Source organism: Streptomyces sp. NPDC052020, from assembly GCF_040680575.1.
Classification (GTDB): Bacteria; Actinomycetota; Actinomycetes; order Streptomycetales; family Streptomycetaceae; genus Streptomyces.
Map to the genome: position 1 here is coordinate 34,947 of NZ_JBFAWY010000012.1, position 18,262 is coordinate 53,208.

Below are 18,262 nucleotides of genomic sequence, written 5' to 3' on the forward strand. Positions count from 1 at the left end.
GCTCTCTCTCCGTGCCCCCGAAGAACGACGGCCCGGACTCCGGCGCCGCCCCCAGCAAGTCCGAGCAGACCCGCGCGCTCATCCTGGAGACGGCCATGCGGCTGTTCCGGGAACGCGGCTACGACCGGACGACGATGCGGGCCATCGCCCAGGAGGCCGGGGTCTCCGTCGGCAACGCCTACTACTACTTCGCGGGCAAGGAGTACCTGATCCAGGGCTTCTACGACCGGATCGCCGCCGAGCACCACGCGGCGGTCCGGGAGGTCCTGGCCCGGGAGACCGACCTGGAGGCGCGGCTGGCGGGCGTGCTGAAGGCATGGCTGGACATCGCCGCGCCGTACCACGAGTTCGCGGTGCAGTTCTTCAAGAACGCCGCCGACCCCGACAGCCCGCTCAGCCCGTTCTCCCCGGAGTCGGAGCACGCGCGCGTGGAGGCCATCGGCGTCCACCGGGCGGTGCTGGCCGGGACGAAGACCAAGGTGCCCGGGGAACTGCGGGACATCCTGCCCGAGCTGATGTGGCTGTCGCAGATGGGGCTCTGCCTGTACTGGATCTTCGACCGGACCGAGGGCCGCGCGCGCAGCTACCGGCTGGCCGAGCGCGGCGCCCGGCTGACCGCCCGGGGCGTGGCACTGGCCCGCTTCCGGGTGCTGCGCCCGCTCGTGCGCGAGGTGCACGAGCTGTTCACGGACTTCCTGCCGGGGATGGCGAAGGCGCTGCCGGATCCCGCCGGGCAGCGCCCGGTGCGCGCGGCGGAGCCGGAAGGCCCCGCCGGCCCTCCCTCACGCCTGCCGTGAGGCCAGTTCGATCACCGTGATGTCCGAGGGCGCCCCCACCCGCGTGGGCGGGCCCCAGGCCCCGGCGCCGCGGCTGACGTAGAGCTGGGTGTCGCCGTAGCGCTCCAGGCCCGCCACGGTCGGGTTGGCGGCGCCCGCGAGCAGGCTGCCGGGCCACAGCTGGCCGCCGTGGGTGTGCCCCGAGAGCTGGAGGTCGACGCCGTGCCGGACCGCGTCGTGGATCTGCACCGGCTGGTGGGCGAGCAGCACGCACGCGCGGGAGCGGTCCCGGTCGCCGAGGGCGCGGGCGTAGTCGGGGCCCTGGCCCTCGTCCTCGCCCGCCACGTCGTTGACGCCCGCGAGGTCGAAGTGGGGCAGTTCCGTGCGGGCGTTCTCCAGGGGACGCAGGCCCAGGCGCCGTACCTCCTCGACCCACTGCTCGGCGCCGGAGAAGTACTCGTGGTTGCCGGTGACGAAGAACGCCCCGTGGCGGGCGCTGAGCCGCGCGAGGGGCGCCGCGGCCGGGCCGAGGTCCTTGACGCTGCCGTCGACGAGGTCCCCGACGACCGCGATCAGGTCGGCCTGGGTGGAGTTGACCGTGTCGACGACCTTCTGGGCGAAGCCCCGGCCGAGCACCGGGCCCAGGTGGATGTCGCTGACCACGGCGATGCGGAAACCGTGCGCCGCGCGGGGCAGCTTGGCCAGCGGCACCGTGACGCGTTTGACCCGCGGGCCGCGCAGCACGCCGTAGGTGCCGTAGCCGACCGTCCCCACCGCCGCCGCGGCGGCGGTGCCGCCGACCACCCGGGAGACGAAGAGGCGGCGGGTGGGGCCGGCGAGAGGGCCCGCGAGGACGCCGTCGGGCACGGCGGGCGGCTCCGGGGCGGCGGGACGCTCCGGGACGGCGGGCGGTGCGGTCGCGGCCGGCACGCGCTCCGGAGCCGCCGGCCGCACCGCGTCCGCGTCCGCCCGGGCGGCGGCCCGCCGCTCCAGGAGGCGTCGCAGCAGCGGCCGTACGGCCTCCCCCGCCAGCAGCGCCAGCAGCAGGTAGATCGACAGGGCGAGCCACAGGAAGCCGGGCCAGGCCAGCACCCGCTGGAGGGTGAAGGGCGCACCGGTGCGCTCGGCGACCAGCGCGCCCACGGCGAGCGCCCAGCCGCCCGCGATCAGCACCGCGCCCGCGCGGCGCGCGGCCCCCGGGCCCCGGGTCGTGTCGTGGAACAGGCGCCGCCACACATACCAGTTCGCCGTCACCAGGACGGCGAGCACCAGCAGTGCGACGAGCGCGAAGACGACCACCATGCCGTCCGTACCCCCTCTGTTGTGACGCCGGTGACGTGGCGTCTATGACGTGCGGCGCAGTGCGCGCACTCCGCGCAACCCGATGACCCCGATGACCGTCCCCCATACGAAGGAGACGACGGCCAGCAGCAGATGGACCCAGAAGTAGGCCGTCGGGTCCCCGTCCTCGAACGCGAGCCCACTGCTGTCCTTGATCAGGTTTTTGACGAAAGTGATCCAGATGACCCAGCTCCACACCCCGAAGACGAGCAGGAACCAGGAGACGGGGCGGCTGAGCTTCACGACAACGGACCTTTCCTCGCAGCGCCGTGCACCCGCGGCCGGCCGGGGGCCCGGGGGTTGTCCCCCGGATGAGCACAGCATGTCTCCAGTATCGCGACCGCTTGTCCGGTTCCGGCCCCGGGGTGGGCAGCGGAGCGGGACTTCCCCGCTCACGGCAGGTACGTTCTCGGTCGTGCCCGCACCCAAGAAGGCCGCCAGGCGATCCCTGGCGCTCACCGCCGCCGTCCTGTCCACCGCCGCGCCGCTCGCGCTGACCGCTCCCGCCGCGCACGCGGCCCCGGGCCCGTCGGCCAGCCCCTCGGCGAGCCCCTCGGCCACTCCCCCGGCGCAGATGTCCACCGTGGGCGGTGTCCGGCTCGGGCGGCCCGGGACACAGGTCAACCTGGCGAGCGGTGTGCCGGTGCTGCCCAAGGACGTCACCGCCCGGTCGTGGATCGTGGCCGACGCCGAGTCCGGCGAGGTGCTCGCCGCGCACAACGCGCACTGGCGGCTGGCCCCGGCGAGCACGCTGAAGATGCTGTTCGCGGACACGCTGCTGCCGAAGTTCCCCAAGACGATGACGCACAAGGTCACGCCCGCCGACCTCGCGGGCGTGGGGGCCGGCTCCAGCCTGGTCGGGATCAAGGAGAACGAGACGTACACCGTCCACGACCTGTGGCTCGGTGTGTTCCTGCGCTCCGGCAACGACGCCGTGCACGTGCTGTCCTCGATGAACGAGGGCGTGGCCGAGACCGTCCGGGACATGAACGCGCACGCCGAGGAGCTCCAGGCCCTCGACACCGAGGTGGTCAGCCCCGACGGCTACGACGCGCCGCGGCAGGTCTCCTCCGCGTACGACCTGACGCTGATCGCCCGCTCCGGGCTCCAGAAGAAGGACTTCCGCGAGTACTGCTCGACGGTCAGCGCAACCTTCCCCGGTGAGACGAAGAAGGACAAGAAGGGCAAGACGGTCCGTGGGTCCTTCGAGATCCAGAACACCAACCGGCTGCTGACCGGTGACTACGACATGGACGTCTACCAGGGCATCGCCGGTGTGAAGAACGGCAACACCACCAACGCGGGCGCCACCTTCACCGGCGTCGCCGAACGCGGCGGCAAGGTGCTGCTCGTCACCGTGATGCACCCGGAGAAGAAGGAGCACAACGAGGTCTACAAGGAGACCGCCCGCCTGTTCGACTGGGGCTTCAAGGCGGCCGGGAAGGTCGAGCCGGTGGGCGAGCTGGTGCCCCCGAAGGGGGCGCGGACCGACGGGAAGCCGGGCGGCGGCGCCGCCGGTGAGGCCGGTGGCACCGAGGCGGGGACCGGCCGGGGCCTGGCGGGCACCGAGGCGGTGGCGAGCGCCACGGCGGCCTCGGGCACCGGCGGCATGGGGACCGCGCTGGCGGTCACCGGCGGGCTGCTGGCGCTGCTCGCGGGCGGCGTGTTCCTCGTCAACCGCCGCTGGCCGCTGCCGGATCTGGTGCGCCGCCGCCGGTGACCCGGGCGGTCTCCTCCTTGCTGCCGGTCGCCGTCCAGGCGGCGCAGAACAGCACCAGTTTCGAGGTGAAGTTGATCCACAGCAGCAGGGCGACGGGGACGCCGAACGCGCCGTACATGCTCTTCGCGGCGACGCCCTGCATATAGCCGCTCAGCAGCAGCTTCAGCAGTTCGAAGCCGACCGCGCCGGTCAGCGCCGCCACCACCAGGCGGCGGCGCGGCGGTTCGGCGCCCGGCAGCAGGGTCAGGACGTACAGCAGGACCAGGAAGTCGGCGAGCACCGCGACCGCGAACGCGGCGATGTACAGCAGCACCCCGCCGAAGCCGCCGTCGGCCATGCCCAGCCGGCGGATGATCCAGCCGACCAGCGCGGAGGCGACGGTGGAGATGGCGATGGTGACCAGGAGCGCGCCGCCGAGTCCGACGAGGATGCCGGCGTCCTTGGCCCGGTGCAGCACCGGGTTATCCTCCTCGTCGGGCAGCTCCCACACCGCGCGCAGGCAGCCCCGGACCGAGTCGATCCACCCTATGCCGGTGAACAGCAGCAGGGCGCCCGCGATCAGGCCGACGGTGCCGGCGTTCTGCACCAGGCCCTCGATGTCCAGCTGGTCGGCGATGCCCGACACCTGCTCGGCGATCTTGTCCTGGAGCCGGTCCTGCTGGCTGCCGCTGAGCGTGGCGGCGGCGATGGCGGCGGCCAGGGACAGCAGCGGGAACAGCGCGACGAAACTGGTGAACGTCATCGCGGCGGCCAGCCGCGTCCACTTCACCCGCTCCAGCCGTTCGTACGACCGCCACGCGTGCGTGGCCATCAGCCGCGCCGCCCAGGGCCCCACGACGGGGAGCCTTTTCAGCCAGTCCATGATCCGACCCTGCCCCCTGTCCGCTCGGTCCGCCCGCTCCGCTCGGTCCGCCCGGTCCGTTCGCCGCGGAAGACCAGTGTTCTAGTGCCCCAAAAACGCAGAAGGGTGGCCAGCGCCATGCCGATGCCCGCTCCGGAGACGGTGTCGGCGCGCCGCGAGGTGAGGCCGAGGCCGTAGTGGCTCACGGCCAGGCACAGCAGCTGGACGGCGGCCCCGGCGAGGTTGACCGCGACGAAGACGGCGAACGGGCGCAGGCCCCGGACGCGGGTGTGCCGGTAGGTGCCGAGGGCGTTGCCCGCGTACGCCACCGAGCAGCCCGCGACGAAGGACAGCGCCTTGGCGGTGAGCGGGCCGAGACCGGCGGGGCCGCGCAGATACGTGAAGAGGCCGAGGTCGGCGGCGTAGGCCACGAGACCGGCCGCGGCGAACCCGGCCAGTTCCCGTCGGCGGCCTACCAATTGACCACCGCCAGGCCGTACATGGCCGCCCACACCGCACCGATGAGGGTGAGGGCGCGGTCGCGCAGGACGACGTCCTCGGGTTCGCCCGCCGTCCCCCGGTCGGCGAAGACGGCGTAGCGCAGGACGGCGAGGACGAAGGCGACCACGGACAGCTGCCGCCAGGGCAGCACGCTGGCGTGCGGCACCCCGCCCTCCTCCAGCGCCCACAGGCAGTAGGCGAGGACGGCGACACCGGCGGCGAGCTGCCAGACGAAGCGGAGGTAGCCGGTGGTGTACTCGGTGAGCAGGGCGCGCGTGGCGCCCGCCTTCCCGGCCATCTGCACGGCCTCGGAGTACCGCTTGGCCGACACCATGAACAGCGCGCCGAACCCGGTGGTGATCAGGAACCAGCGGGACAGCGGGATGCCGAGGGCGAGCCCGCCGACCACCGCCCGCATCAGGAAGCCGGTGGTGACGACGGCGAGGTCGACGACCAGGACGTGCTTGAGGCGGACGCAGTACGCCAGTTGCAGGCCCGTGTACGCGGTCAGCAGGGCCGCGACGGACGGTGCGCACAGCCAGGCCGCGGCGGCGGGCGCGAGGACCATGAGGGCGCCGCCGGCGGCGTACGCGACGGGGACGGGGACCTGCCCGGCGGCGACGGGGCGGTGCCGTTTGACCGGGTGGGCGCGGTCGGCGTCGGCGTCCCGGGCGTCGTTGACGAGGTAGACGGCGGCGGCGCACGCGGTGAACAGGACGAAGACGAGCGCGAGGCGGGCCAGGGCGGGGAGCGAGAACAGTTCGCCGGCGGCGGCCGGGGCGGCGACGACGAGGACGTTCTTCACCCACTGCTTGGGACGGGCGGTCCGCAGCAGGCCGGTGAGCAGGTTGCCGGTGCGGGGCGGCGGGGGCGGCGGCTCCTCGCGGGTGCGCTGCCGCAGGATCGTGGTCTCAGTCACGGATTCCTCCCCGCATCCAGCGGGCGCCGAGCCGGGCCGTGAGCGCGCCGAGGGCCGCGCCCGCCGCGACGTCCGAGGGGTAGTGGACGCCGGCGATCAGCCGGGAGAGGCACACCGCGGCGGCGAGCGGCGGCACGGCGTGCGCGCCGAGCGCCCCGAAGGCGACGGCCGCCGCGGCGGCCGAGGTGGCGTGCGAGCTGGGGAAGGAGTGCCGGCCGGCGGTGCTCACCAGCGGCTCGACATGCGTGGGGCGCGGACGGCGTACGACCCGCTTCACGCCCATGCTGACGAGGTGCGCGCCCGCCACGAGCGCGGTGCCGCGCAGCCAGGCGCCGCGCCGCGCGCCGTCCGCAGCGGCCCCCGCGAGACCCGCCGCGACCCACAGCGCGCCGTGCTCCCCCGCCCAGGACAGGGCGCGTGCGGCACCGGCCACCCGCGGGTCGCCGCCGCACGCCCTGAGCGCCGTCACGATCCGGTGGTCCATGGTCGGGTCGCCGTGCTGGTCGTGCTGGTCGCTCTGGTCGCTCTGGTCGCTCTGGTCGCTCTGGTCGTTCGGGTGGAACTGGTCGAACTGGTCGAACCGGCCGTCCTGGCGGTCCTGGTGGTCCTGGTGGTCCATGCGGACTCACTGTTCACCCCGGCCCCGCGGGAACTCCGCTCAAAACTCCGGCAATATTGAGCGACATCCCATTAATCACCCATTTCGGGTAGAGAGTTAATGTTTCTCAACCAATCAGGCCATGGGTGGCGATACGGTCACCGGCATGTCTGCCGACACCACCGTTTCCGTCACCGGGTGGGGCCGCACCGCCCCCACCGCCGCCCGGCTGGTCCGCCCCGCGACCTACGAGGAGGCCGCGGCTGCGGTCCGGGAGTGCGGGGCGCGCGGCGGCATCCCCCGGGGCCTGGGGCGGGCGTACGGGGACGCGGCGCAGAACGCGGGCGGTGCCGTGTTCGACATGACGGGCCTGGACCGCGTCCACGCGATCGACGCCGACGGCGGCACCGTGCTCTGCGACGCGGGGGTCTCCCTGCACCGCCTGATGGAGGTGCTGCTGCCGCTGGGCTGGTTCGTGCCGGTGACGCCCGGGACCCGCTACGTCACGGTCGGCGGCGCCATCGGCGCGGACATCCACGGCAAGAACCACCACGTCTCGGGCTCCTTCTCCCGGCACGTGCTGGCCTTCGAGCTGCTCACCGCCGACGGCGAGATCCGCACCGTGACGCCCGGCACCCCCCTGTTCGACGCGACCGCGGGCGGCATGGGCCTGACCGGCGTGATCCTCACCGCGACGGTGCGCCTCCAGCCGGTCGAGACGGCGCTGATGACGGTCGACACCGAACGCGCGAGAGACCTCGACGACCTGATGGCCCGCCTCACCGCCACCGACCACCGCTACCGCTACTCGGTCGCCTGGATCGACCTGCTCGCCCGGGGCGCCGCGACCGGCCGCGCGGTCCTCACCCGCGGCGACCACGCCCCGCTGGACGCGCTGCCGAGGGGCGCCCGCGCCCGCAGGGACCCGCTGGCCTTCCGCACCTCCCGCTTCCCGGCCGCCCCCGCCGCCGTGCCGGAGGGCCTGCTGAGCCGCACCACCGTGGGCCTGTTCAACGAGGTCTGGTACCGCAAGGCGCCGCGTGCCCGGACCGGCCGGCTCCAGCGGCTCGCGAGCTTCTTCCACCCCCTGGACGGCGTCCCCCACTGGAACCGGGTCTACGGCCGCGGCGGCTTCGTGCAGTACCAGTTCGTGGTGGGCTACGGCCGCGAGGACGCCCTGCGCCGGATCGTGCGGCGCATCTCCGAGCACCGCTGCCCGTCCTTCCTGGCCGTCCTCAAACGGTTCGGGGACGCCGACCCGGGCTGGCTCTCCTTCCCGGTGCCCGGCTGGACGCTCGCCCTGGACATCCCCGCCGGGCTGCCCGGCCTCGGCGCCCTCCTGGACGAGCTGGACGAGGAGGTCGCCGCCGCCGGCGGACGGGTGTACCTCGCCAAGGACTCCCGGCTGCGGCCCGACCTGCTCGCCGCTATGTACCCGCGCCTGGACGACTTCCGCGCGCTGCGCGCCGAGCTCGACCCGCGCGGGGTGTTCACCTCGGACCTGTCCCGCCGACTCACCCTCTAGGAGCCGCCGTGAAGGACGCCTTCGGCATCCCCCAGTCCCTGCTCGTCCTCGGCGGTACGTCCGAGATCGCGCTGGCCACCGCCCGCCGCCTGGTCGCCCGCCGCACCCGCTCGGTCTGGCTGGCCGGACGCCCGTCGCCCGCCCTGGAGCGGGCCGCGGCCGGCCTGCGCGACCTCGGCGCGGAGGTCCGCACCGTCGCCTTCGACGCGCTCGACCCGGAGTCCCACGAGGCGGTGCTCGGCAAGGTCTTCGCCGAGGGCGACATCGATCTCGTGCTGCTCGCCTTCGGCATCCTCGGCGACCAGGCCCACGACGAGCGGGAGCCGGTCAGCGCCGTGCGGGTCGCGCAGACCAACTACACCGGCGCGGTCTCGGCGGGCCTCGTGAGCGCCGCCGCGCTCCAGGCGCAGGGGCACGGCTCCCTGGTCGTGCTCTCCTCCGTCGCCGGCGAGCGGGCCCGCCGCGCCAACTTCATCTACGGCTCCAGCAAGGCCGGCCTGGACGCCTTCGCGCAGGGGCTGGGCGACGCGCTGCACGGCACGGGCGTGCACGTGATGGTGGTGCGCCCCGGGTTCGTGCGGTCGAGGATGACCGCGGGGCTGGAGGAGGCGCCGCTCGCCACCACCCCGGAGGCGGTCGCCGCCGCGATCGAGCTGGGCCTGCGCCGCCGCTCGGAGACGGTGTGGGTGCCCGGCTCCCTGCGCCTGGTGATGTCGGCCGTACGGCATCTGCCGCGGGCGGTGTTCCGGCGGCTGCCCGTCTGAGGGGCCCGGGGGAAGGGGGCTAGCAGGCGGGCAGGGTGCCGCGGCGGTTCCGGGCCGTCTGGGGCGGGACCACGGGCCGGCCGAAGCGGAACTCGCGCAGGGTGCGCCACACGCCGTCGGCGCCCTGCTCGTACAGGGCGAACCCGGTGCAGGGCCACTCGGCCTCGTAGCCGGCGAGCTCCTCGAAGGCGCGGTCCATCGCCGCCTCGTCGATGCCGTGCGCCACCGTGACGTGCGGGTGGTACGGGAATTGCAGTTCGCGGGCCATGGGGCCGGAGGCGTCGCGGACCTGCTTCTGCAACCAGGTGCACGCCTCGGCGCCCTCGACGACCCGCACGAAGACCACCGGCGACAGCGGGCGGAAGGTGCCGGTGCCGGACAGCCGCATCGGGAAGGGCCGGCCGGCCGCCGCCACCTCGGCGAGGTGCGTCTCGATGGCGGGCAGCGCCGCCTGGTCGACCTCGGTGGGCGGCAGCAGGGTGACATGGGTGGGGATGCCGTGAGCCGCGGCGTCGCCGAAGCCCGCGCGCAGCTGCTGGAGCTGGCTGCCGTGCGGCTCCGGGACCGCGATCGACACGCCGATCGTTACGGTCCCCACGTCGTCTCCTGTCGTTCTGTCGGCGCTGCCCGTCTCGGCGGCGGGCAGGAGGGGCCGCGGGCGCGGCCCCTCGGTTATCGACTGTACGGCCACGACCGTGCCGTGGGCAGGCGCAGCCGTGGTGATGTGTGGCAACAGGTGGTGGTGACCCGTGCCCGGTGGTACGCGGTCAGTGCTTGGCGGGCAGGAACCCCACCCGGTCGTACGCCTGCGCGAGGGTCTCCGCGGCGACCGCCCGTGCCTTCTCCGCGCCCTTGGCCAGGACCGAGTCGAGCGTCTCCGGGTCGTCCAGGTACTGCTGGGTGCGCTCCCGGAACGGCGTGACGAAGTCGACCATGATCTCGGCGAGGTCCGTCTTGAGCGCGCCGTAGCCCTTGCCGGCGTACTTCTCCTCCAGCTCCCCGATGCCCGCCCCGGTGAGGGTGGAGTAGATGGTGAGGAGGTTGCTGACGCCCGGCTTGTTCTCCACGTCGTAGCGGATCACGGTGTCGGTGTCGGTGACGGCGCTCTTGACCTTCTTCGCGGTGGCCTTCGGCTCGTCGAGCAGGTTGATGAGGCCCTTCGGCGTGGACGCCGACTTGCTCATCTTCACCGCCGGGTCCTGGAGGTCGTAGATCTTCGCCGTCTCCTTGAGGATGTACGGCTTGGGGACGGTGAAGGTTTCGCCGAAGCGGCCGTTGAAGCGCTCGGCGAGGTCGCGGGTCAGCTCGATGTGCTGGCGCTGGTCCTCGCCGACCGGGACCTCGTGCGCCTGGTAGAGGAGGATGTCCGCCACCTGGAGGACCGGGTAGGTGAACAGGCCGACGGAGGCGCGGTCGGCGCCCTGCTTGGCGGCCTTGTCCTTGAACTGGGTCATCCGGCCGGCCTCGCCGAAGCCGGTGAGGCAGTTCATGATCCAGGCGAGCTGGGCGTGCTCGGGGACGTGGCTCTGGACGAAGAGCGTGCAGCGGTCCGGGTCCAGCCCGGCGGCCAGCAGCTGGGCGGCGGCGAGCCGGGTGTTGGCGCGCAGCTCCTTCGGGTCCTGCGGAACCGTGATCGCGTGCAGGTCTACGACCATGTAGAACGCGTCGTGGGTCTCCTGGAGGGCCACCCACTGGCGGACGGCACCGAGGTAGTTGCCGAGGTGGAACGAACCGGCGGTGGGCTGGATTCCGGAGAGCACGCGGGGTCGATCAGAGGCCATGCCCCATATTCTCTCAGAGAGCGCGGGAGGTCCGGCGCGCGGGAAACCGCGGACCGTGGAGGCCGGTCGCGTGGTCCCCCGCGTCCCTGTCCGGACGTCTCGCCGGGGGCGTCTCAGCCGAGGTCGATCTCCGGGTACAGCGGGAAGCCGGCCACCAGGTCCGTGGCCCGGCGGGAGATCTCGTCCGCGATCTTCTCGTCCAGGACGTGGGCGGCCTTGGAGGCGGCGCCGGACTTGGTGGTGCCGGGCTCGGTGCTGGTGAGGACCCGGTCGATGAGGCCGGCGACCTCGTCCATCTCCGCCGTGCCCAGGCCCCGGGTGGTCAGCGCGGGGGTGCCGACGCGGATGCCGGAGGTGTACCAGGCGCCGTTGGGGTCGGCGGGGATGGCGTTGCGGTTGGTGACGATGCCGGAGTCCAGCAGGGCGGCCTCGGCCTGGCGGCCGGTGAGGCCGTAGGAGGTGGCGACGTCGATCAGGTTGAGGTGGTTGTCGGTGCCGCCGGTGACCAGGGTGGCGCCGCGGCGCATCAGGCCCTCGGCGAGGGCGCGGGAGTTGTCGACGATGCGCTGGGCGTAGTCCTGGAAGGAGGGCTGGCGCGCCTCCGCGAGGGCGACGGCCTTGGCGGCCATGACGTGCGGGAGCGGGCCGCCGAGGACCATCGGGCAGCCGCGGTCGACCTGGTCCTTGAGGGAGTCGTCGCACAGGACCATGCCGCCGCGCGGGCCGCGCAGCGACTTGTGGGTGGTCGTCGTGACGATCTGGGCGTGCGGGACCGGGTCGAAGTCGCCGGTGAGGACCTTGCCCGCGACGAGGCCGGCGAAGTGGGCCATGTCGACCATGAGCGTGGCCCCGACCTCGTCGGCGATCTCCCGCATGATCCGGAAGTTGACCAGGCGGGGGTAGGCGGAGTAGCCGGCGACGATGATCAGCGGCTTGAACTCGCGGGCCTGGGCGCGCAGGGCGTCGTAGTCGATCAGGCCGGTGGCCGGGTCGGTGCCGTAGGAGCGCTGGTCGAACATCTTGCCGGAGATGTTCGGGCGGAAGCCGTGGGTGAGGTGGCCGCCGGCGTCCAGGGACATGCCGAGCATGCGCTGGTTGCCGAAGGCCTGGCGCAGCTCGGCCCAGTCGGCCTCGGAGAGGTCGTTGATCTGGCGGGCGCCGGTCTTCTCCAGGAACGGGGCCTCTACGCGGTCGGCGAGGACGGCCCAGAAGGCGACGAGGTTGGCGTCGATGCCGGAGTGCGGCTGGACGTAGGCGTGGCGGGCGCCGAAGAGCTCCCGCGCGTGCTCGGCGGCCAGGGACTCGACGGTGTCGACGTTGCGGCAGCCGGCGTAGAAGCGGCGGCCGACGGTGCCCTCGGCGTACTTGTCGCTGAACCAGTTGCCCATGGCCAGCAGGGTGGCCGGGGAGGCGTAGTTCTCGGAGGCGATCAGCTTGAGCATCTCGCGCTGGTCGGCGACCTCCTGGCCGATGGCGTCGGCGACGCGCGGCTCGACGGCGCGGATCACGTCGAGGGCGGCGCGGTAGGCGGTGGAAGTGGTGGAGAGCGGCTGCTCGGCGGACATCGGGACCTCCGGGACGTGGCGTTCGGCGTTCACGGTACGGCCCAGGCGCACGGCACTCGTGCCGGGCCCGGCCGGGCCCGGGGGCCGCTCCCCGATGGTCGGTCCCATCCCAGCGCGCCAGTCACGGCCCGCGGCCAGCCTACCGGGCGGCATGCCGGGGCCGTAGCCGGGCGTCCACCATGCGGGCGGCGGGACGTGCGGCGGGGCTCGGGGGATCACGCCGGCGGCGGGAGGTCACCGGACTCACGCGCCGGACCGCACGGCGGCGAAGAAGCCCAGGAGGTACGTCAGCGCGAAGACGAGGGGCACCCACTGCTCCACGTGCGTCAAGGGCATGTACTTCCGCCAGTCCTTGCCCTCGCCGAGGGCCTTCCACTCCGCGCGGGAGTAGGCGTACGCGGGCAACCGCTCCTCGATGGCGCCGATCACCGCGTACTTCGCCGCGTTGAGCAGACGGTACGAGCGGATGATCAGAAACCAGGCGACGCACTGGGTGAGCAGGACGACCGCACCGCCGAGCAGCAGCCAGAAGGGCGCGCGCGCAAGGCCGCCGCCGAGGGCCCCCAGGGTCGCGGCGACCGCGCTGTTCAGGGAGAGGAAGAAGGTGTTGGTGAGGCTTCGGCGGGAGCTGACCCGGTCCGCCATCTCCACGCACAACTTGTACTGCTCCAGCACGGCGGCCTGGTACCGCTCGTTCCCCGCGGCGTAGTCGGCGGGACGGACAGAGGCGTTCCAGAGAGCTTCCCCGACGTCGGTCATCGCCCCGTCACCTCCTGCCGCGCCGGCTTCGCCGGGGCTGATCCGCCGCCCGCCGCAGCACCGGGCCCAGAGCGTGCTCGAACCGCTTGTACGCCTGATTGACGTGCCCGGCGCGCACCTGGTCCAGCAGGACGAAGGTGGCCTCCCCCTCCGCCGAGAAGTAGATCAGGCTCTTGATGCCGAGGCGCCCCTGAGCGAGGAGGCCGTCCGGCTTGGGCGGGTGATCGGGCAGGTCCGCGACCGTCCTCCCGTACCGTGCGCGCGACTCTTCCCTGAAGGCCTGCCGGAACTCCTCGTACCCCTCCCGTTCCAGCGGTACGAGCAGGACCAGCCGCTCGCGCGGCACCAGCCGCACGGCCTCGACCAGCTCCCACATGGTCCCGGGCCCCGGGCCCAGCGCCAGCACGACCAGCCGCGCCTGGCGCATGAGTTCGCGCACCGGCTCCTGCCAGGCGTCCAGCGGCAGGTACATGCGCCCGGCCCCGACCTCGGGGAGCGGTTCGCCCGGGCGGCCGACGGCCACCATGGGGGCGACCTTCGCCAGGACGGCGGCGAGTTGCTCCTCCTCGCTCAGCGGCGAGAGCGTCAGGTCACCCAGCATCCCGCCGACACCGCGGATGGTGTTGATGTCCCCCTTGCGCCGCGCGGGGTCGTCCGTGAACGACCTGAGGTACAGGACGAACGGTACGCCGGCGAGCTCGGCGGGAGACCGGATGATCGTCACGAAGTGGCGCCGGCTGCGGCGGCCGATACCCCGCCCGACACTGAACACAGCCCCGCCGAGCAGGGTGACCAGGGCGGACATGAAGCCCCCGGTGAGCCACGGGTGCCGTGCGGTGAACTCGACGATCTGCGCCAGGACCGGCGGGTGCATACCGTACGGGTCCCCGCGCACGAAGATGTTGTCCTGCGGAGCCTCGCGGTTACTCAACCACACCACGAAGCCGACGTTCACCATGGCCCCGCCGGACAGCTGCACCACCCACGCGCAGAGGCGTAATAACGTTCCCCTCAACCGGGACTGAGCGGTCCCGCCGTCAGTGCTCATGTCACTCATCCCCCCGACATGCGCCGTGTGGTGAGAAGCTACTCGGTCCGGCCGGTCAGGGGCAGGGGCAGGCGGCGGCCATGTTCACCAGCATGACGAAGCCCCGCCTCGCTCCCCACACGGGGGCGTGGCGGGGCTGACGCCATGGTGACGTTGTGGTCGTCAGAGGGTGCGGAACCCGTCCGCCTTGACGCCTGCCACGAAGGACGCGAACGCGTCGGCGGGGAAGCCCAGCACCGGGCCCCTCGGGCTCTTGGAGTCACGGACGGGGACGATGCCGTGTGCGGCGGCAAGGTTCGTGGCAACCTCGACGCACTGGCCGCCGTTGCCGCTGTAGGAGGACGTGAACCAACGGGGGGATTCGGTCGTCACGGGGTGCCCTTTCGCAACTGGCAGATCACGGCATCGTCGTTGTGAGGCCCTGTCAGAGTGTGCGGAACCCGTCCGCCTTGACGCCTGCCACGAAGGACGCGAACGCGTTGGCGGGGAGGTCCAGTACCGGGCCCCTCGGGTTCTTGGAGTCACGGACGGGGACGATGCCGTGCGAGACGGCAAGGTTGGCCGCGACCTCAATGCAGTCGCCGCCGTTACTGCTGTAGGAGGACTTGAAGAACTGCGGATCGGTCACGGTGCGCCCTTTCGAAGCTGCTCGATCATGGCCACGGATGCCGCTTGGGGCATGGCTTCGGCCTGTAGTTGATGGTAGGCGGTCAGCATGGGCAGAACGACCCCGGTATCTCGGTCTACATGCCCCTGCATCGCGGACTCTGCGTACGCGATCATCGAACGGTCGGCCAGAGTGACCAGCCTGACCGGCAAGTCAAACGGCCGTCGCTCGCCGAGTTCGTACGGCGCGACCTGGAGCACGGTGTTAGGCAGCTCGGCGAAGGCAATGAGCTTGTCCAGCTGAGCTGCCATGGTCCCCGTCCCGCCGACTGGTCGCCGGATACAACTCTCGTCCAGCACCGCGTAGACGAACGGCGGGGGTGTCCGCTCCAGCGACGCTTGCCGCTCGACGAGGAGGGTCAGCCGTTCCTCCGCCTGCTGCTCTGTGATCGCACCCCGCCGCACGGCACCCGTGGCGATGGCTGCCGCGTACTCCGGTGTCTGGAGCAGGCCCGGAACGATCCCGAGTTCGAAGAGTCTGATCTCTGCGGCCCGTATCTCCTGCCGCACGTACTCCGGAAACCCCTCCAGCAGGGCCGTGTTCTGTAGGGCATGCACCATGCGCTGGAACATGTCGCCGGTTCCGAACGCTCTATCAGCACTGATCGCGAAGCGCTGAGTTGGAGGGCGACGACCGACTTCCACGGCCGAAATGTGCGTCCCGGTGCACCCCATGCGTGCACCCAGCTCTTCCTGCGTCCACCCCCGTTCGTCCCGAAGGTGCCGCAGACGCTGGCCAAACGCCGCTAACGGCGAGGTGCCGGGGTCCAGTTCCTTTCGGTTGACCATCCCTGGTTCCTTAACTCTTCGAGCAAAATGCGCAAGTTGAAGACCGTGCCGGGCTTCGACACGCTAGGCCGCCCCGAGTAGTGGAAGCACTACGGAGAGGAGCGGCGGTGTCTGCGCAGAAGGTTCCCACAAACAAGTCCGCCCGCGTGCCCGAACCCGGCTCACTCATGGTGGACACCAGCCGGGACGACCAGGTTGGAGAGTTCCGGGGAGTCGCCGGCCCGTACTGGGCACTGCGCCCGGTCTGTGGCGGGGCCGAGTGGGACGCCGACCCGCAGTACGTCCGCGCCGCGGACCGCATAGAGCGACTGAGGGCGGAGACGGCCCGTGCGAACGCACGCAGCCGGGGTGAGGTGCTGTGATCCGTCGTTCGTTCGCGTTCGTCGAGCACATGCTCGCCCCCCACCAGGGCGAGGGCGCCCCGAACGCCATACCCGGCGGTGCCGACCCGACGGGTTACCGATGCGAGGCGCTCGCCGAGGGAGCCGTCTGCGGCACCGGCCGAGAGGTGCGCTACGTCCTGGGCACCTTCCGCACCATCTCGCCGGTGCTCGCGCTGCGGTGGCTCCGTGGGCAGGCCCGGCGTATCGCGGACGGACTCGACCCCGATCCGGGGGTGTCGTCGTGGTTCCGCGCGAACGCGTGCGAGGCGAGTCCCGCCGAGGACGCGCCCACCCGGTTACGTGACTGGGCAGCCGACCCGGACCAAGAACGCACGGCGCGAGAGCACGTCAAGGGCGGGCAGCCGCTGTTCGTCACGGCCCTGGACGCGGACTGCACGTACACCCTGTCCGTCCGGCCCATCCGGCTTCCCGTCCAGCAGTACGCCGAAGCACCCCGCGAACCCCTCACGCACCGCATCGGCGGGCTCGCCCACCCGCTGTACGTGCTCGCCGAAGATCCATGGAGGTAAGACCGTGCGCCGCCCGACGCACGCGGAGAGAGCCGAAGCGCGCGAAGCCGTCCTCCAACGCAAAGACAAGATCATCAAGCGCTATGAGGCCGGCGAACCCATATCCCGGATGGCCCCCTCCCTGGGCGTGTCCGAGACGTGGTTGCGCCTGCGGCTGGACGACTGGGGCGTACCCCGCCGCCCCCTCCACGCAGCACACCGATATCGCCGTGCCGGTAGCCGAGTATTCCGAGGACGAACCATGACCCGTCGCACCACAGCCGAAGTACAGGCGGCGCAAGCCAGGCTCATCGAGCGCCGCCAGGAAGTGACCGAGCGCTACCGCAGGGGCGAGTCCGCCGCCGCGCTCGCCCGCGAGTTCATCGTGGACCCCGGATGGCTTCGCAAGCGCCTGGACGAGTGGGGCGTGCCCCGCCGTGACCGGTCCGCCGCCGCGGTCGTGCGCGGCCCCGGCGTCCCGCCGCTCTAACACTCCGCCCCCGCCACATGGACTCGCTCTGTGGCAGGGGCGGGCACCACCCCGCCGGAACACAAGCGTGCGACCCCGCCTACTGACGCCTGGGAGGCTCGACAACATGGTGTGGCAGATGAAAGCCCGGGCGCTCGCCCACGAGGTGGCGGACCCCGATTCCCGGTGGCTCGCCCCCGTGGCGAAGACCGCCCGGCACACACTGATCCCGCGCTGGTGGGACGTGGACGGCTCGGGGCACTGGGTCCTGCGTGACGGACCGAGCGACCCGGAAGCGTGGGAGGAAGCCGCGTACGCGGACCGGTCGCTGGTCACCAGGGTCGGCGCACTGCACGCCGACCACGCCCGGCCCGGGGACCGGCCCGAGGGGCTGCCCACGTCGTCGGCCACGCCGCCGAGCCTTGTGGTCCGGATGCTCCGGCACGGACGGCTCGGCGACGGGCTGTCCCTGCTGGATCTGGGCACCGGGGCCGGCGGACTCGCCGCGTACGCCTGTCACCGGCTCGGCGACCCGTGTGTGACGAGTCTGGACGTGGACCCCTACCTCGTGAGCGCCGCCGGGGAACGGCTCGCGTCCATGGGGTACCACCCGAGGTTGATCACGGCCGACGCCACCGAGCATGTCCCCGGGACGTACGACCGGATCGTCTCCACCGTGGCACTCGCCCCCGGGGCGGGGCTCCGCGCCGTGTTCCGGGCGCTGGAGGAGGGCGGACGGCTCGCGACGACCCTCGCCCGCACGTCGCTGATCATCACCGGTTGGAAAGACTGGACCGGTGACATCGTGGGGCGGGTGGAGCGGGACATGGCGGGGTTCGTGCTCACCCGGTCCGGTGACGACTACCCGCCCGCCCTCGCCGAGCTGTTCGCCCTGGCGCGCGGCGCAGAGGGGGACGAACGCGGCACGGGCCGCTATCCCGTGGTGGACGTGGCGAAGGCGTGGGAGCTGCGTTCCATGCTGGAAGTCACGGCACCGGGCGTGGAAGTCGACTACGAGACCGGCGGCCGGACCCGTACCGCGTATCTCGTCCACCCGGACGGTTCATGGGCCCGGGCTACCGCCGAGTGGACCGGCCCGCCCGAAGTCCACCAGGGCGGACCGCGACGACTGTGGAACGCGCTCGAACGCATCCGGAACCGCCTCACCGCGGAGGGCGCGCTGCCGCTGCTCGGCGCGAAGGTCCGCGTCACCCCCGATGGCGTCTGCCATCTGTCCCGCGGCCGATGGCGCGCTTCCCTGGGTGCCCGGCAGCTCCACGTGCTCCCGTCAGGCTGACCGGCCCCGCC

Annotated in this window: 22 protein-coding genes; 8 read left to right on the forward strand and 14 right to left on the reverse strand. The window is 72.4% G+C overall.

The features are described 5' to 3' along the window. Nucleotides 1-11: 11 nt before the first annotated feature. Nucleotides 12-797 carry a TetR family transcriptional regulator gene (locus tag AB0L74_RS14925; RefSeq protein ID WP_365650768.1) on the forward strand — a complete coding sequence of 262 codons (786 nt, stop codon included), beginning with the start codon at nucleotides 12-14 and terminating at the stop codon, nucleotides 795-797. On the opposite strand, the gene AB0L74_RS14930 is transcribed toward AB0L74_RS14925, so the two are convergent. Both AB0L74_RS14930 and AB0L74_RS14935 read right to left on the reverse strand, forming a co-directional pair. Then, entirely contained in the window at nucleotides 783-2,078 is a 1,296-nt protein-coding gene (locus AB0L74_RS14930) for a metallophosphoesterase (protein WP_365650771.1), read from the reverse strand. The genes AB0L74_RS14925 and AB0L74_RS14930 overlap by 15 nt on opposite strands. A gap of 42 nt (nucleotides 2,079-2,120) precedes the next feature. Further along, nucleotides 2,121-2,360: a hypothetical protein gene (locus AB0L74_RS14935; RefSeq protein ID WP_365650774.1), complete on the reverse strand. Its 240-nt coding sequence runs from the start codon at nucleotides 2,358-2,360 to the stop codon at nucleotides 2,121-2,123. A 172-nt stretch (nucleotides 2,361-2,532) separates the two neighbouring features. On the opposite strand from AB0L74_RS14935, the gene AB0L74_RS14940 reads away from it, so the two are divergent. Further along, nucleotides 2,533-3,837: a D-alanyl-D-alanine carboxypeptidase gene (locus tag AB0L74_RS14940; protein WP_365650777.1), complete on the forward strand. Its 1,305-nt coding sequence runs from the start codon at nucleotides 2,533-2,535 to the stop codon at nucleotides 3,835-3,837. Here the strand turns inward: AB0L74_RS14940 and AB0L74_RS14945 are convergent. From AB0L74_RS14945 to AB0L74_RS14960, 4 genes are read right to left on the reverse strand one after another with little or no spacing between them, the layout of a single operon-like run. Then, complete coding sequence (locus AB0L74_RS14945) at nucleotides 3,791-4,699, reverse strand: YihY/virulence factor BrkB family protein (protein ID WP_365650780.1); 909 nt, start codon at nucleotides 4,697-4,699, stop codon at nucleotides 3,791-3,793. The two genes, AB0L74_RS14940 and AB0L74_RS14945, sit on opposite strands and share 47 nt — an antisense overlap. Then, entirely contained in the window at nucleotides 4,687-5,157 is a 471-nt protein-coding gene (locus AB0L74_RS14950; protein ID WP_365650783.1) for a GtrA family protein, read from the reverse strand. The genes AB0L74_RS14945 and AB0L74_RS14950 overlap by 13 nt, the downstream gene beginning before the upstream one ends. Next, nucleotides 5,151-6,098 carry a decaprenyl-phosphate phosphoribosyltransferase gene (locus tag AB0L74_RS14955; RefSeq protein WP_365650786.1) on the reverse strand — a complete coding sequence of 316 codons (948 nt, stop codon included), beginning with the start codon at nucleotides 6,096-6,098 and terminating at the stop codon, nucleotides 5,151-5,153. Before AB0L74_RS14955 ends, AB0L74_RS14950 begins: the two co-directional genes overlap by 7 nt. Continuing rightward, on the reverse strand, nucleotides 6,091-6,582 hold the full coding sequence (locus AB0L74_RS14960) for a phosphatase PAP2 family protein (RefSeq protein ID WP_365651188.1): 492 nt from the start codon (nucleotides 6,580-6,582) through the stop codon (nucleotides 6,091-6,093). Before AB0L74_RS14960 ends, AB0L74_RS14955 begins: the two co-directional genes overlap by 8 nt. 280 nt (nucleotides 6,583-6,862) lie before the next feature. Here AB0L74_RS14960 and AB0L74_RS14965 point away from each other — a divergent pair, with 280 nt between their 5' ends. Further along, complete coding sequence (locus AB0L74_RS14965; RefSeq protein ID WP_365650789.1) at nucleotides 6,863-8,221, forward strand: FAD-binding oxidoreductase; 1,359 nt, start codon at nucleotides 6,863-6,865, stop codon at nucleotides 8,219-8,221. Between the two features lie 8 nt (nucleotides 8,222-8,229). Then, complete coding sequence (locus AB0L74_RS14970; RefSeq protein ID WP_365650792.1) at nucleotides 8,230-8,985, forward strand: decaprenylphospho-beta-D-erythro-pentofuranosid-2-ulose 2-reductase; 756 nt, start codon at nucleotides 8,230-8,232, stop codon at nucleotides 8,983-8,985. 19 nt (nucleotides 8,986-9,004) lie between these two features. Here the strand turns inward: AB0L74_RS14970 and AB0L74_RS14975 are convergent, their stop codons facing one another. The 8 genes from AB0L74_RS14975 to AB0L74_RS15010 form a co-directional block, all read right to left on the reverse strand. Beyond that, a complete protein-coding gene (locus tag AB0L74_RS14975) occupies nucleotides 9,005-9,583 on the reverse strand; it encodes a 2'-5' RNA ligase family protein (protein ID WP_365650795.1) in 579 nt (192 codons plus the stop codon). A 169-nt stretch (nucleotides 9,584-9,752) separates the two neighbouring features. Further along, nucleotides 9,753-10,766, reverse strand: coding sequence for a tryptophan--tRNA ligase (trpS, locus tag AB0L74_RS14980; RefSeq protein ID WP_365650798.1), 1,014 nt, complete (start codon nucleotides 10,764-10,766; stop codon nucleotides 9,753-9,755). Between the two features lie 113 nt (nucleotides 10,767-10,879). After that, the gene (locus AB0L74_RS14985; RefSeq protein WP_365651191.1) at nucleotides 10,880-12,331 is read right to left on the reverse strand and encodes a glycine hydroxymethyltransferase; all 1,452 of its coding nucleotides are present in this window, start codon (nucleotides 12,329-12,331) and stop codon (nucleotides 10,880-10,882) included. 243 nt (nucleotides 12,332-12,574) lie between these two features. Next, complete coding sequence (locus AB0L74_RS14990) at nucleotides 12,575-13,090, reverse strand: hypothetical protein (protein WP_365650801.1); 516 nt, start codon at nucleotides 13,088-13,090, stop codon at nucleotides 12,575-12,577. 7 nt (nucleotides 13,091-13,097) lie between these two features. Beyond that, nucleotides 13,098-14,072: a hypothetical protein gene (locus tag AB0L74_RS14995; protein ID WP_365650803.1), complete on the reverse strand. Its 975-nt coding sequence runs from the start codon at nucleotides 14,070-14,072 to the stop codon at nucleotides 13,098-13,100. A 228-nt stretch (nucleotides 14,073-14,300) separates the two neighbouring features. Beyond that, nucleotides 14,301-14,510 (reverse strand): DUF397 domain-containing protein, encoded by a 210-nt coding sequence (locus AB0L74_RS15000; RefSeq protein WP_365650806.1) that lies wholly within the window; start codon nucleotides 14,508-14,510, stop codon nucleotides 14,301-14,303. A gap of 52 nt (nucleotides 14,511-14,562) precedes the next feature. Then, the gene (locus AB0L74_RS15005) at nucleotides 14,563-14,766 is read right to left on the reverse strand and encodes a DUF397 domain-containing protein (protein WP_365650809.1); all 204 of its coding nucleotides are present in this window, start codon (nucleotides 14,764-14,766) and stop codon (nucleotides 14,563-14,565) included. After that, the gene (locus AB0L74_RS15010; RefSeq protein ID WP_365650812.1) at nucleotides 14,763-15,593 is read right to left on the reverse strand and encodes a helix-turn-helix transcriptional regulator; all 831 of its coding nucleotides are present in this window, start codon (nucleotides 15,591-15,593) and stop codon (nucleotides 14,763-14,765) included. Before AB0L74_RS15010 ends, AB0L74_RS15005 begins: the two co-directional genes overlap by 4 nt. A 167-nt stretch (nucleotides 15,594-15,760) precedes the next feature. Between AB0L74_RS15010 and AB0L74_RS15015 the strand changes: the two genes are divergently transcribed. The 4 genes from AB0L74_RS15015 (at nucleotide 15,761) to AB0L74_RS15030 (ending at nucleotide 18,251) form a co-directional block, all read left to right on the forward strand. Further along, nucleotides 15,761-15,955 (forward strand): hypothetical protein, encoded by a 195-nt coding sequence (locus tag AB0L74_RS15015; RefSeq protein WP_365651194.1) that lies wholly within the window; start codon nucleotides 15,761-15,763, stop codon nucleotides 15,953-15,955. After that, complete coding sequence (locus AB0L74_RS15020) at nucleotides 15,952-16,506, forward strand: hypothetical protein (protein ID WP_365650827.1); 555 nt, start codon at nucleotides 15,952-15,954, stop codon at nucleotides 16,504-16,506. The genes AB0L74_RS15015 and AB0L74_RS15020 overlap by 4 nt, the downstream gene beginning before the upstream one ends. A 241-nt stretch (nucleotides 16,507-16,747) precedes the next feature. Further along, nucleotides 16,748-16,975, forward strand: coding sequence for a hypothetical protein (locus AB0L74_RS15025; protein WP_365650830.1), 228 nt, complete (start codon nucleotides 16,748-16,750; stop codon nucleotides 16,973-16,975). A gap of 106 nt (nucleotides 16,976-17,081) precedes the next feature. Further along, the gene (locus tag AB0L74_RS15030; RefSeq protein WP_365650833.1) at nucleotides 17,082-18,251 is read left to right on the forward strand and encodes a methyltransferase domain-containing protein; all 1,170 of its coding nucleotides are present in this window, start codon (nucleotides 17,082-17,084) and stop codon (nucleotides 18,249-18,251) included. Nucleotides 18,252-18,262 lie beyond the last annotated feature (11 nt).

What these genes read in the sequence shown, in the direction of transcription:
- AB0L74_RS14945 (WP_365650780.1), bottom strand. Translation starts at nt 4,699, where the DNA reads ATGGACTGGCTGAAAAGGCTCCCCGTCGTGGGGCCCTGGGCGGCGCGG.
- trpS (WP_365650798.1), bottom strand. Translation starts at nt 10,766, where the DNA reads ATGGCCTCTGATCGACCCCGCGTGCTCTCCGGAATCCAGCCCACCGCC.
- AB0L74_RS15010 (WP_365650812.1), bottom strand. Translation starts at nt 15,593, where the DNA reads ATGGTCAACCGAAAGGAACTGGACCCCGGCACCTCGCCGTTAGCGGCG.
- AB0L74_RS14960 (WP_365651188.1), bottom strand. Translation starts at nt 6,582, where the DNA reads ATGGACCACCGGATCGTGACGGCGCTCAGGGCGTGCGGCGGCGACCCG.
- AB0L74_RS14985 (WP_365651191.1), bottom strand. Translation starts at nt 12,331, where the DNA reads ATGTCCGCCGAGCAGCCGCTCTCCACCACTTCCACCGCCTACCGCGCC.
- AB0L74_RS15025 (WP_365650830.1), top strand. Translation starts at nt 16,748, where the DNA reads ATGACCCGTCGCACCACAGCCGAAGTACAGGCGGCGCAAGCCAGGCTC.
- AB0L74_RS15030 (WP_365650833.1), top strand. Translation starts at nt 17,082, where the DNA reads ATGGTGTGGCAGATGAAAGCCCGGGCGCTCGCCCACGAGGTGGCGGAC.
- AB0L74_RS14965 (WP_365650789.1), top strand. Translation starts at nt 6,863, where the DNA reads ATGTCTGCCGACACCACCGTTTCCGTCACCGGGTGGGGCCGCACCGCC.
- AB0L74_RS14930 (WP_365650771.1), bottom strand. Translation starts at nt 2,078, where the DNA reads ATGGTGGTCGTCTTCGCGCTCGTCGCACTGCTGGTGCTCGCCGTCCTG.
- AB0L74_RS15015 (WP_365651194.1), top strand. Translation starts at nt 15,761, where the DNA reads ATGGTGGACACCAGCCGGGACGACCAGGTTGGAGAGTTCCGGGGAGTC.
- AB0L74_RS14990 (WP_365650801.1), bottom strand. Translation starts at nt 13,090, where the DNA reads ATGACCGACGTCGGGGAAGCTCTCTGGAACGCCTCTGTCCGTCCCGCC.